This is a genomic window from Microcoleus sp. D3_18_C2, assembly GCF_036702395.1.
GTDB lineage: Bacteria > Cyanobacteriota > Cyanobacteriia > Cyanobacteriales > Microcoleaceae > Microcoleus.
Genome location: NZ_JAUBTG010000003.1, coordinates 209,492 through 222,255 on the forward strand (window position 1 = coordinate 209,492; position 12,764 = coordinate 222,255).

12 protein-coding genes are annotated in these 12,764 nt (G+C 46.3%); 5 read left to right on the plus strand and 7 right to left on the minus strand.

Translation table 11 applies throughout. From position 1 onward, the window contains the following. Positions 1-169: 169 nt before the first annotated feature. The 7 genes from QUA88_RS03600 to QUA88_RS03630 all read right to left on the minus strand — a co-directional run bounded on the left by QUA88_RS03600 (position 170) and on the right by QUA88_RS03630 (position 8,381). Positions 170-2,725 carry a penicillin-binding protein 1A gene (locus tag QUA88_RS03600; RefSeq protein ID WP_333051603.1) on the minus strand — a complete coding sequence of 852 codons (2,556 nt, stop codon included), beginning with the start codon at positions 2,723-2,725 and terminating at the stop codon, positions 170-172. 239 nt (positions 2,726-2,964) lie between these two features. Continuing rightward, the gene (gene chlG, locus QUA88_RS03605; protein WP_333051601.1) at positions 2,965-3,975 is read right to left on the minus strand and encodes a chlorophyll synthase ChlG; all 1,011 of its coding nucleotides are present in this window, start codon (positions 3,973-3,975) and stop codon (positions 2,965-2,967) included. 294 nt (positions 3,976-4,269) lie between these two features. Then, positions 4,270-4,752: a DUF29 domain-containing protein gene (locus QUA88_RS03610; protein WP_333051598.1), complete on the minus strand. Its 483-nt coding sequence runs from the start codon at positions 4,750-4,752 to the stop codon at positions 4,270-4,272. A gap of 140 nt (positions 4,753-4,892) precedes the next feature. Further along, positions 4,893-5,597 (minus strand): helix-hairpin-helix domain-containing protein, encoded by a 705-nt coding sequence (locus tag QUA88_RS03615; protein ID WP_333209923.1) that lies wholly within the window; start codon positions 5,595-5,597, stop codon positions 4,893-4,895. Positions 5,598-5,781: 184 nt separating this feature from the next. Continuing rightward, positions 5,782-6,129, minus strand: coding sequence for an NINE protein (locus tag QUA88_RS03620; protein WP_333035309.1), 348 nt, complete (start codon positions 6,127-6,129; stop codon positions 5,782-5,784). A 94-nt stretch (positions 6,130-6,223) separates the two neighbouring features. After that, positions 6,224-6,436 carry a hypothetical protein gene (locus tag QUA88_RS03625; protein WP_333051592.1) on the minus strand — a complete coding sequence of 71 codons (213 nt, stop codon included), beginning with the start codon at positions 6,434-6,436 and terminating at the stop codon, positions 6,224-6,226. A 352-nt stretch (positions 6,437-6,788) separates the two neighbouring features. Next, the gene (locus tag QUA88_RS03630) at positions 6,789-8,381 is read right to left on the minus strand and encodes a CPBP family glutamic-type intramembrane protease (RefSeq protein ID WP_333051590.1); all 1,593 of its coding nucleotides are present in this window, start codon (positions 8,379-8,381) and stop codon (positions 6,789-6,791) included. 215 nt (positions 8,382-8,596) lie between these two features. Here QUA88_RS03630 and QUA88_RS03635 point away from each other — a divergent pair, with 215 nt between their 5' ends. The 5 genes from QUA88_RS03635 to QUA88_RS03655 all read left to right on the plus strand — a co-directional run bounded on the left by QUA88_RS03635 (position 8,597) and on the right by QUA88_RS03655 (position 12,709). Next, positions 8,597-9,958: a histidine phosphatase family protein gene (locus QUA88_RS03635; RefSeq protein WP_333051587.1), complete on the plus strand. Its 1,362-nt coding sequence runs from the start codon at positions 8,597-8,599 to the stop codon at positions 9,956-9,958. A 235-nt stretch (positions 9,959-10,193) separates the two neighbouring features. Continuing rightward, positions 10,194-11,507, plus strand: a complete 1,314-nt coding sequence (locus QUA88_RS03640; RefSeq protein ID WP_333051584.1) for a dihydroorotase — start codon at positions 10,194-10,196, stop codon at positions 11,505-11,507. A gap of 39 nt (positions 11,508-11,546) precedes the next feature. Next, on the plus strand, positions 11,547-11,696 hold the full coding sequence (locus tag QUA88_RS03645; protein ID WP_333231284.1) for a hypothetical protein: 150 nt from the start codon (positions 11,547-11,549) through the stop codon (positions 11,694-11,696). A 4-nt stretch (positions 11,697-11,700) separates the two neighbouring features. Continuing rightward, complete coding sequence (locus QUA88_RS03650; protein WP_333231286.1) at positions 11,701-12,456, plus strand: 4'-phosphopantetheinyl transferase superfamily protein; 756 nt, start codon at positions 11,701-11,703, stop codon at positions 12,454-12,456. Positions 12,457-12,508: 52 nt separating this feature from the next. Beyond that, positions 12,509-12,709, plus strand: a complete 201-nt coding sequence (locus QUA88_RS03655) for a hypothetical protein (protein WP_333231288.1) — start codon at positions 12,509-12,511, stop codon at positions 12,707-12,709. Positions 12,710-12,764: the final 55 nt, after the last annotated feature.

Genomic DNA, 12,764 nt, shown 5'->3' on the forward strand with positions numbered 1-12,764 from the left:
TCCAGAAAAGCCAGTTTTGAACAGGCAGGATGCCTGTTCCACAATAATTATGGGAGAGGTATATTGAAATTTGCCGTTGGGTGAGGGCGGGTTTATGAGATTATTGGTTTTAGGCGATTATTGTTCGTGAAACCCGCCCCTACGGGTGGCAATTGTTGGTAAAACCCGCTTAATATCCCGGCTCTTGATAAGCAGGCTCTTGATAAGCAGGCTCTTCCCACTGGCGATACCGGGGTTGAGGATTGGGATTGTAAGGTACGATCGCACCATCCTCATTCACAATCATTCCCCGAATAATCCTCTTAGGCTCCACCGGTTTAGCCTTAATACTGCCTTTGCGGCCCTCCAACTCCGGCAACTTAGGAAACTTCTCTACCGGCATTCCCTTAACAATTTGACTCATAAAATCGCGCCAATTGTAGGCCGCCGTACCGCTAGTTCCCCAGGTGGGATAATTATCATCATTTCCTAGCCAAACTCCAGTCACAACCTGTGGAATGTAACCAATAAACCACAAATCCCGGACATTTTCCGAAGTACCAGTTTTGCCTGCTACAGCGCGATCGTTTAAAGCCGCAGGCCCCCCCGTACCGTCTTGCACAACACCCTCCAACATCCAAGTAGTAATCGCAGCACTATCCTTATCCAAAACCCGCTTCGGTTTAAAATTAGCCTGATAAATCACATCTCCCCGCTGATTAATCACCCGCTTAATTCCGTGGGCTTCAATAAAATTCCCTTGCGCTGCTAAAGTACCGTAAGCATTGGTTAACTCCAGCAAATTCACCTCTGAAGATCCCAAAGCCAGGGAATAAATCGGACTCAATTTCGACTTAATTCCCATATCGTTGGCTACTTTGATCGCCGGTTCAAACCCCACATCCATCAACACCTTCACAGCTACGACATTCACCGAACGCGTCAAAGCATCAGAGATCGATCGCCAACCGCTAAATTTTTTGCCATAATTATTCGGTTGATAGCCGTCGATAATAATTGGTTCGTCTTCGTAACCGTCATAGGGAGAAAAACCAGCCGCCATCGCCGCGGCATAAACCAACCCTTTAAACGTCGATCCGGGCTGCCGCAAAGCCTGCGTAGCGCGATTAAATTCACTTTCCTTAAAATTTCCACCTCCTACCAGGGCCTTAACTTCCCCAGTCTTAGTGTCCATAGAAACTAAAGCGGCCTGTTCAAAACCCTGACGGCGGCCATCAACTTCGATCGCATCTTTAACCACCTTTTCCGCTATTTTCTGCCACTTCAAATCCACCGTCGTCTCAACAGTCAAACCGCCAGCTTCCAAAGCATCCTGAGAAACATAGCGTGGCAATTCCTTCCGAATGTAACTAGCAAAATAAGGCGCGACCACTTTAAATCGCTTCGGCGGACTTGGTTTAACGGCGATAGGTTCCGCCATCGCCGCCTTCGCCTCAGCCTCTGTAATTACCTTCGCTTCCTGCATTTGTTGCAGCACAAGATTGCGGCGTTGCTTAGCAATATCGGGATTAACCAAAGGCGAATATTCGCTCGGTGCCGGGGGCAAACCCGCTAAAGTTGCCATCTCTGCCAAAGTTAATTTATCGACTGTTTTGCTAAAGAAAACCAACGCTGCATCTGCCACTCCGTAGGCATCTGAACCCAAATAAACCAGATTTAAATATCTTTCTAAAACTTGCTCTTTACTCAACTCCCGCTCTATTTTTTGAGCTAAAAGAGCTTCTCGAACTTTCCGCCTAATACTTCTTTCCTGATTGAGAAAAACAACGCGAGCCAATTGTTGCGTAATTGTACTGCCGCCCTGCACTAAATCTCGCGCGATCAAATTAGAAACAATCGATCGCACAATACCTTGATAATCCACCCCGCGATGTTGATAAAAACGGCGGTCTTCTATGGCAATAAAAGCTTGAACCAAGAGTTCGGGAATTTCTTTAAGTTTCAGTTTATCTCTAGTTGCAGGCCCCGACTGCAACAAAATCGTATTATCTGCTGCCTTAATTGTCAGCGTTCCGTCGCGGTTAAACGCTGACAAATCGTTAACATCTGGCAAACCTTTGTCTAAGGTGTACAAAATCCATAAACCGTAGATTAAAGCGCCCCCGCCTATACTTACCACACCTAAACTTATCCAAAATCTAGGGCGGCGGGAGATCCGTTTTTTAGTTTTTTCCTGCGGTGCGCTATTTTCCTGCGGTGTGCTAATTTCCTGTAGTTCCGTATGTCTCTGCAGTTGGGTGTTCTGCGATTCGCTATTTTCCGGCAATTCGCTACTATCGGATTTTTGGGGTGATTTAGTTCCCAGCAAACTTAATCCCGGCCCCAACAATTCTTTTCCCTTGGTTTGCAAGCTGGTAACTTGAGGTTCAATTTCCAACCAAGCAATTAAGCGCTTCAACCCTTGCCAATTGCGTTTGACTATTGGATATCGAGCGTATTCTGGCTCTAAATATTCTGACTCTAAATATTCTGAGTCTAAATATTCTGAGTCTAAATATTCTGACTCTTCTAGAGATGCAGCATCTTCTGATACCACATACTCGGAGCGCTCATCCCTTGTCCGTGTAGAAAATTCCGCCTCGGATTCCGGCGAGTTGAGCTTATTGCCCTTCGCTGCCTTCGGCGGTTCTCGATCGGAATTACCGCTTATTGCGTTAGTGACTTTGCTCAATGTATCTTTGATATTTGAGAAAAATTCTGCCACGATCAGACCTTCAAACCTCATCAAGTCCGATTAAAAATTAAAAATTAAAAAAGCTAGCCTTCTTCAATTCTTAATTTTTAATTCGACATTTTTTCTTGAATAACACGCTGCCTTGAATTAGTTTTTTTGAATTAAAAAGTTTTTAATTCAAAACTCAAAATTCAAAACTTTTCTTAACGCTGCAGAACTTGGTATTTTTTTGAGAAGTGAATTAGATTTTTTTAATTCAAAATTTTTTAACTCAAAACTCAAAACTCTGCTTAATTCGCATGACCTAGTGCCAAGGCTGCTACCAGCATACCCAAAACCAGGAAAGGCTGAGCACTTGCCTGATATTTAACATCATTTTCCAGGGGATTACGCAAAAAGTACATATCCTGAAAAGTAATTTGGGGAATTATCAGCAGCAGCAGAATGACAGCGTAAAGGTTTTGGTGGATGCTGATCAGATAGCCTGCAATCCCAGCTTGAAAGATGTCGATCATCAAAACGCAAATCCAAGCTGCGGTGCTGATGCCAAACATCACTGGTAAAGATTTTAACCCTAATTGCCGATCGCCCTCAACACTTTTGAAATCATTGACGATCGCAATTCCCAGCCCAGCCAAACTGTAAAACAGGGTCAAGATCATAATGGTCGGATCTAGTGTACCAAACAAAGCTTGACCCGCCCACCAAGGCAGGGCAATGTAGCTAGCACCCAGGGCATAATTTCCCAACCAGCCATTCTGCTTGAGTTTCAGCGGGGGCGCAGAGTAGATATAAGCTAGAAACGCGCCGCCGAGAGTCAAAACAGTCATTATCGGGAATTCATGACCCGCCCACAAGTCTAGAGCATAAGCCACCCCAATGCCAGCGCCTAATAATACCAAAATTTGCGTTACTACTTGGGGAATCGAGATGATACCGGAGGGAATCGGACGGTAGGGCTCGTTAATGGCGTCGATTTCGCGATCGTAAAAATCGTTCAAAGTTTGAGTGTACCCGGTCAGCAACGGCCCTGACATCAACATACAAGCTGCTGCGATCGAGAAATTCTCTAGATTCCAAACATAGTTTCCAGAAGAGGCCGCCCCGCACACCACGCCCCAAATCAGGGGAATCCAGGTAATCGGTTTCATCAATTGCAAGCGAATCTTCCAGATGGAAGTTTCCCCGCTAGCGGCCCCTTTCATGCCCAACAGTTGCCGAGTTTTGGAACTGCGGTTTTCGGTAGCAGCACTTTCCGGTGCAGATTCTGGGGAGATTGGGGAGGGAGGAGAGTCAGACATAAGTGTGATGTTAGCGGTACTGCTACTATTGTGTCGTTCTGCGTTTCAATAATAATTCTGATAGGATACCACTGATATTTAAGGCATCGTCTTGAAAACTTACCCCGTCTTGGAGTTAATGCTAGGGAAAAGTACGGGTTTCATCAACTTATTTTAATATCATTATTCTGTGTAAATGTCAAGAGGATAAATACTTTTTTTAATAATTTTGCTGGGCCCGCCTGCTTGGGGAGATTTTTGCCAGCCGGTGCATTGAATGTCAATTACCAGGAGGCGATCGAGTTTTTTGCCATACTACCCTTGAATCATCTCATCTGCCAGAAAATCTGGCAAAAATTCAGAATCTAGAACCTCGACCCAAGTGTAGATACATAATTGCGGAAACGTTTCTACAGGCAATCCAGTTTCAGCAATTGCTTGTTCTGCTGCATCCGCATAGCATTCAGTCAATACCTCTTCAAGATATGGTTTGAGACTGGGGGAATCTTTGATAGCTTTGCGAATGCGTCTGCGATGTTCGGCAATGCTGCCTTTCCAACTACCGCTTCTTTGATCCGGTTGAAATTGCCACTTAAGCAAGTGCAGGAGAATTACCACCAGATTACTCTCTAAACTCCGGCGTTCACTTCGCCCCATGTCTTCTATTTCTGCAATCAGATTTTCCCAGTCGATGTTTGAATAGTCGCGATCCCGCAACTTTTCCACAGTAGTTTCAATCCATCTCAGGTAATCTGTATCATACAATTTTTGTCGTTCTACTTCTAATTTTGTCGTCATAATACTTTTTAGTTGGGCCGGGGCGGGTTTACGAGATGATTAGTTTTAGGCAATTATTGTTGGTCTAACCCGGCCCTACAAGGTTCGATCGCATATTATTGTTTGTTTTTTTTGCTTTGGACTTACTTAACAACTGTAAATCAACAAATATGGCGGTATGAATCAAAAGGCAGTCCCGTCCGCCGCTTGACTTCGACAACTGATTTGTAAGCGCCTTTTCTCTGCCTTTCTCTAACTATTTTTTCCGCAACATATCGATCTAAACCGCTGGCGATTAACTCTTCCGGCGAAAGAATATTTAACCGTTTCCAAGTAAACTGCGATTCTTTTTGATAATTGTAGCTGAAGCAAATCATCGGGGCGATGCGTCTGACGTGACTTTCGGGAACTCCTGCTATTTCTGATAACTCTTCGGCGTAGGTAAAAATGTAGCCTTCGTTTTGCAGAGATTCAATATCGTTGGCGTAGACGATCGGCAAACCCAAGATTCTGACCATATCGTCTTTGGTACACTCATTAATATCTATTTTGCCGCGCACGTTTGCCAATTCTTCGGCATTCGTCGCACTCGCCGGAACCAGTAAACCTCTGGGTGCGGTTTTGATGAGATAGCGCTTTTTCAAACTAAAAGCAGTAACAATTTGAGCAATCCACACGATCGTACCCAAATTAGTTGAAGAAGATACCGCGAGTGCTGCTAAAGTAATGCCAACACCCCATCCCATCCAACTACGAATATTTGATTTTTGGCCGGCATAGGCGATCGCCAATCCGCCGAAGTAGGGAATAAAAGAATACCACACCCAATTTGGAGTTTGACGTAGCCAGTATAAATCTTGAGACACTTTAATTTTATCCTTAAATAATAGTTGTGATCTCACACTTACTTATTTCACTCCCACTTTTTTAATAGTGGGCTTTCTTCTACCTTCTTCCATCGGACTGACATCCGTTGCATCCGTTGCATCCGTTACATCCGTTACATCCGTTACATCCGTTACATAATCCGTTGCCGAACTTCCTTCTTAATTACAATTCTCGCAACAGTTTTTGGCGTTTTTCCTCATATTCTTCGGCGGTAATTGCGCCCATATCGTAAAGTTTTTTCAATTCGCCGATCGCCCCGGTTACATCTTTTGCCGCTCTGAGGACATAGCCCGACGGCAACGTGCCGCCATTGTACTGAACCTGAAAAGCTTGTTCCGACATCAGCAGCAGTCCCAGAAAATCGAAAAATGCGATCACGAACGGAATTAATGTCCCAGAAAATAGCAAGTATAATACCCCTGCTAAGTTATTGCCCAAATAAAATTTGTGAATTCCGAAACCTCCTACAAAGAAAGCTAACAGAACTGCTACGGTTTTATCTTTTACCATTTTTACTTTCCCCAGTTTTTTATTTTAACTTCCGCCATCGACTTTGAATGCACGACCTTGAACGATCGAGCTAAGTAATGTTACTAATTTTTACTCATTTATTTGGGTTTTTGCGAAACTTAGACATCGCAAAATACAGCAGAACAATACCGGCTTGAGCTTGTATAATGACCAAGTAGCCTCTCAAGAAATAATTGAGTTCGCTGCCTGAATTGAAAGAAAATATTAACAGACCCAAGGCTGCGTAGGGTGCGAAACGCATCCAACTCGGCGTTCCCTCTAAGTTGCGGCTGTTCAAATTGCTCATGGGTTTAAGCCTCATCCTAAATTAAAATTTAGCTATAAATTAGCCGGATTGTCAACTTCCGCTGGGTGCGATCGCCCGCGTGAGTCTCTCAATCAACAGCCGACAAGATATTACTTCCATCTTAAACCCTGTTTTTCCGCTAAAGTAAGGAACCGGGGCGGGTCTATCTGGATCTGTGGCTAATATTACAGATTAATGTGAACCCGCCCCTATGGGAGTTCCGGTTATTGTACCGGCCTAGATATCAGGGGCGCAGCGAACAGCCTACTGCTGTTTTTGGCAAGAGTCGATCGCCCGCACGAAAACTGTCAAAAAAACTCGGTTAATTCACAATTATTAACAACCGCCCCAATTAACTCGCGCCGCCGCCCAAAAGAAACAGACTCAAGAGAGTACCGCTATTCCAAAGACTGTGGAGAAGCATAGGAGCAAGGAGATTTCGCGATCGCGTGTACACAAACCCCAAAACCGCACCCAAAGTCGCCAAAGGCAGAATCTCAGACACACTCAAGTGAGCCACAGCAAACAAGAAAGCAGAAGCTGCGATCGCCCCCCAAACAGGCAAATAGCGAGTCAGAGAAGGTAGTAGAAAGCCCCGAAACACAATTTCCTCAAAAACCGGAGCCGCGATCGCAGCAGTGCCGAAAAACACCGCCAAAGCCACGTTATCCCTACCTTCGAGAACGATCGGCAAAATCGGATTACTGCCACCTTGTCCCTGCCATAACTGCTGATTGATCAGCGACACCAAAACCACCAAAGGCAAAGCCGCAAAATAGCCGCCAAAACCCCACAAAAACCAATTTCCCCGCAAATTAATCCGAAACCAACCATCAGGCAAAGGCAAAAAAGACTTCACCGAAAAATACAGTACCGAAAGCCCCCCCGCCGACAGCAACAAATAAGTAGCAAAGATATAAAAAGCCTTCTCGCGCGGGTCAAAAGTAGCAGGATTCAGTTTTAAAACAGCCAGAGAAACAGGCAGCAGCAAATAGGGAATCAAGATTTGCCCGACAAAGAAAAAGCCGACCACCAGCACCTGCCAAACAATCTCGCCATCCCAAGGCACATCCCAAGTCAAGCTTGCATTTCGCGCCAACACCGGGCCGGAACCTGCTGTATCTAACTGCTGCCGCTGCAACAGCCACTGCAGGCTCAAACCAACCAGCAAAACCGTACCAATACAAAGCGAAATAGCCGGAACGCCGACAATAATTGCCAACTTTTCTACAGCTTGCTGGGCTGTTACTTGCTCTGCTGCTTGCAGCGCCACCAGCTCTTTAGAACGTTCTTGCAGCTTGTAAAGTTGAGCGAGAGCGCGATAGCGAAACCAGCCATCCAAAGACTTTTGAATGTTCTGCTCGGCATCCGGCAGAAGTTGAGCCGGATTGCTCCAAATTCCAGTTAAAACTTTAGCAGTTACCGCCGCAGGATCGTAATCAATTTGAGTGTTGTACCGCTCAACTAAATTTTTCCAAGTTTGGATCGCCGCCTCAGTTTTACCACTGCTTGCCTGCAAAATTCCCAATCGCAAGTCAAGTTCGTTTAGCAGCACTGACTGTTGCTTGATCGACTCGGACGCCGCCTTATTTTGAGCCAAATTCAGAGTATTATCCTCAGACTTAGAGGCAATTGCCGACTGAATTTCTTTAACTTGTGCTTGAGATGTTTCGAGAGTTTTGCGAGTCGAGTCTCGCGCTTCTTGATATTGCGTCAAAGCCGTATTTAAAGGATCTGCACCGACAATATTGTTGCGCGCCGAACTTAAATTAGCACTCTGATTATTTTCTCCTTGCCACTCCGAGGCGTGCAGCAGCAAATTTGTCTGGTAGAGTTCCAGCCGGCTTTGAATTTGCGGCTGATTCCAACTAGCAAGTAAAGATAAACCGACCAGGGCGATCGCGATCGCCGTTAAAATACCTAAAATAACCCGCTTCAGTGTCATTCCTGCTTTTCCGTCCCGCGCGAATCCGTGGCTAAATCTTTTCCGTCTTTAATCATAGGTCGTTGCAGACGAGAGTATCCCGACAACTGGTAAAATTTCACTGGCTCATCTTTTTGACTCGCCTCGCACCCGAATACTGGGTAAGGCGTGCACCCCGCACCCGAAGCGCAGTAACAGGCTAAATCTAAAATCTAAAATCTAAAATCTAAAATCGAATGACTCGCATTATCTTAGTCCGTCACGGCAAAAGCACATACAATCAAGAACGCCGCATCCAAGGCCGCCTCGATAAATCAATTTTGACAGAAGCAGGCCGCAGCGCCGCCCTGCAAGTAGGCGACACACTCAGCAGTATCGCCTTTGATGCCGCCTATACCAGTCCCCTGCAACGAGCCAAAGAAACAGCGGAAATCATCCTGTCGCGCTTGACAAATCCGCCACAACTCCAGCCAACTGATAATTTGATGGAAATCGATTTGCCTCTGTGGGAAGGAATGCTGCGGCAAGATGCTATAGACAAATTCCCCGAAGCATATCAGCAGTGGCAAAGACAGCCCGACAAATTTTCCATGAAACTGCCATCTGCTGACGGAGAAATCGAACACTTTCCCGTATTAGCCGTTTTTGCTAACGCCCGTCATTTTTGGCAAGAACTTTTATCGCGTCACCAAGACGGCACAATTCTAGTAGTAGGTCACAACGGAATCAACCGCGCTCTCATCGCCACAGCCTCAGAAATTACCCCAGATTACTATCAATCAATCCAACAGTCAAATTGCGGAATTAGCGTAATTAATTTTGGAACTTCCCCTGTTACCAACGACGAGCCAGGAGAGCCAAAAAAGAAAGTTCCAGTTCAATTAGAGTCAGTGAATTTAACTTCCCATACCGGGGAAAATTTTCCCAAACCGAGGGACGGACACCAAGGCCCCCGCTTGTTGCTGGTGCGTCACGGCGAAACCGACTGGAATAAAGCAGGTAAATTTCAGGGGCAAATAGACGTACCTCTCAACGATAACGGCCGCGAACAATCCCGGCGGGCAGCAGAATTTCTCAAGAATGTAAAATTAGATTTTGCGATTAGCAGTTCGATGCTGCGCCCGAAAGAAACAGCGGAAATTATTCTCCAACATCACGGCGGTTTGCAACTAGAACTCCGCGACGAATTGAGAGAAATTAGCCACGGACTTTGGGAAGGAAAGTTTGAATCAGAAATCGAACAATCCTATCCCGGTTTGCTAGAAGAATGGAAAACATCTCCTGAAACAGTGCAAATGCCCGAAGGAGAGAATTTGCAGCAAGTTTGGGATCGGGCGATCGCAGCTTGGCGAGAAATCGTACAATCTGTTTCAGGTACTGGCATTGTCGTTGCTCACGACGCCATTAACAAAGCAATTCTCTGCCACCTATTCGGTTTAGAACCCGAACATTTCTGGAAATTCAAACAAGGAAACGGAGCCGTTAGCGTGATTGATTATCCCCACGGCCCCGATGGTTTGCCAGTATTACAAGCGATGAATGTCACAACTCATTTGAGCGGCGGCGTTTTTGACAAAACAGCAGCCGGAGCACTCTAATTAGTAAAGTGCCGATCGCGAACCCGTAGCGGAAGGAACGCCCACCGCTACGCTTCGCCCGCCTGAAAAATGTTTGAATTTTGATAACAACCGCGCCCGACGCTTTGGAAGTTCTTAATTCCTGAAACTAATGCGCTGGATTGCTTCTTCCTTCTTCCTTCTTCTTTCTATCCTTTACATCCGTTACATCCGTTACATCCGTTACATAATCCGTTGCCGAACTTCCTTCTGCTATATGAGCCGCGAACTGCTACAAAATGTACGAGTGCTAGATCCAGTTTCAGGGAGCGATCGCATCGCTGATATTCTGATTGCTGAAGGTAATATCAAAGCAGTTGAGGAAAAAATTGCTGAGTTTCCCGCTGACACAGAAGTGCGGGATTGCCAGGGACTGATTTTGGGGCCGGGGCTAACTGATATCTACAGCCACAGCGGAGAACCGGGTTTCGAGGATCGGGAAACGCTGGAATCTTTGATGCAGGCTGCGGCGGCTGGGGGTTTTACGCGAGTGGCGATTTTGCCGGATACTTCGCCACCTGTTGACAATTTGGCCGGTTTAGCTTTGTTGCAGCAACATATCCGCAATTTGCGGCCGGGGCTGCCCCGCTTGTATTTTTGGGGCGCGCTGACAGCGGGCGTTAAAGGGCAGCAGATGGCCGAGTTGGGCGAGCTGGCCTCCTGTGCAGTGGTGGGTTTTGCGGACGGTTCGCCGCTGTCTAATCCGGCTCTGGTGAGGCGTTTGCTGGAGTATATCAAGCCTTTGGGCAAGTCGGTGGCTTTGTGGCCGTGCGATCGAACTTTGGCAGGAAACGGGGCGGCGCGGGAGGGTGCGGTGTCGGTGCGCTTGGGTTTGCCTGGAATTCCGGCGAGTGCAGAAACTTCGGCTTTGGCGGCAATCCTGGAGTTGGTGGCATCTGCGGGAACTCCGGTTCACATTATGCGCGTTTCTACGGCGCGCAGCGTGGAATTGATTCGAGATGCGAAGGCGCGGGGTTTGCCGGTGACTGCGAGTGTGACTTGGATGCACTTGCTGTTGAATGTCGGGGCAATTTCAGGAAACTCTCAAGATTCCGGCGGGAAAAATGCTCTGACTGCTTCGTTGCCCTACGATCCGAATTTACGCCTAGAACCGCCGTTGGGCAATCTCAGCGATCAATTAGCGTTGATTCAAGCTGTGAAAGATGGCGTAATTGATGCGATCGCGATCGACCACAACCCGCATACTTATGAGGAGAAAACTGTGGCTTTTGCTGATAGTCCGCCCGGGGCGATCGGCTTGGAATTAGCTTTGCCTTTGCTGTGGCACGGACTCGTAGAAACGGGCGAATTTTCAGCTTTGGAACTGTGGCGAGTTTTGAGTACCCGGCCGGCCGTTTGTATCGGACAAACCCCCGCCACGGTTGCACCGGGAGTCTCTGCTGAGCTAATTTTGTTCGACCCGCAAATGAGTTGGACTGTTGACGGGCAAAGTCTGAAGTCGCGATCGGCAAATACGCCTTGGTTGGGACAGCAATTAGCAGGAAAAGTTGTACAAACCTGGATTAATTGATTCTTGGGATTGAAATTTATCTATTGTAGAACAGGCATCTTGCCTGTTTCTCAAAGTAGAACAGGCATCTTGCCTGTTTCTCAAAGTAGAACAGGCATCTTGCCTGTTTCTCAAAGTAGAACAAAAGTAGAACAGGCATCTTGCCTGTTTCTGGGAATGCTGAATGAGGTGACTCAGAAAAAAAGATAAATACATGATTGCTGCTTTTGATTCGTGGAAGTCCCCACCGCAAAACCTGATATTGGATCTGGGCGAAATTCATGTTTGGCGCGTGTCTCTGACTCAAACAGAATCTTGCTTGCAGAGTTTACAACAGACTCTCTCTACCGACGAGCGGACAAAAGCCGAGGGTTTTCACTTTCCCAAAGGTCGATCGCAATTTATTGTGAGTCGTGGCGCACTCAGAGCGATTCTGAGTCGCTATCTTAACATAAATCCTCACATTTTGCGCTTTGACTACAATCCCTACGGCAAACCCTCTCTCATCGCCGCCCAAGGTGGAAATACGCTGCGTTTCAATTTGTCTCACTCAGGAAACATGGCTCTAATTGCGATTACCAAAAATCGAGATATTGGTGTCGATATTGAAGGAATAAATCCCAACTTTCCTTGTCAGGAGATTGCTGAAAAGTTTTTTTCACCCTTAGAATATTCTGTGTTGCGTTCGCTCCCAGAACATCTCCAACCCCGCGCTTTTTTCACCTGCTGGACTCGCAAAGAAGCCTATATCAAAGCAGTTGGTAAAGGACTTTCTATTCCCCTGAATCAGTTTGATGTCAGCTTCGCACCAGGAGAACCTGCAGCGCTGTTAAATGTTGAAGAAAACCCCGAAGAAGCATCGAGATGGTCTTTAATTGAATTAATTCCCAGTTCAGATATGGTGGCGGCTGTTGCGGTTCCAGGAGATTGCTCTAAACTTGATTGTTGGGAGTGGACAGGGGAGTTTTGATTTATGCTGAGATGTTGCAGCATTCTCAATAAGCTTTTTATGAACAGGCAAGATGCCTGTTCCACAAGAAAGAAAATTCACTATTTGTGGAACAGGCATTTTGCATCAGCAACAGGCAAGATGCCTGTTCCACAAGAAAGAAAATTCACTATTTGTGGAACAGGCATCTTGCCTGTTCTTGAAAATGCTGCAATATGTGAGTTTATACCGATCGCGAGCGAGTAAAAGAAAACGGCAACAGTCGCTGGAATAGCTCTACTGCTTGCACCTCCAAGCTATTGTATTGCCCCCCCTCCATAGACAAATAA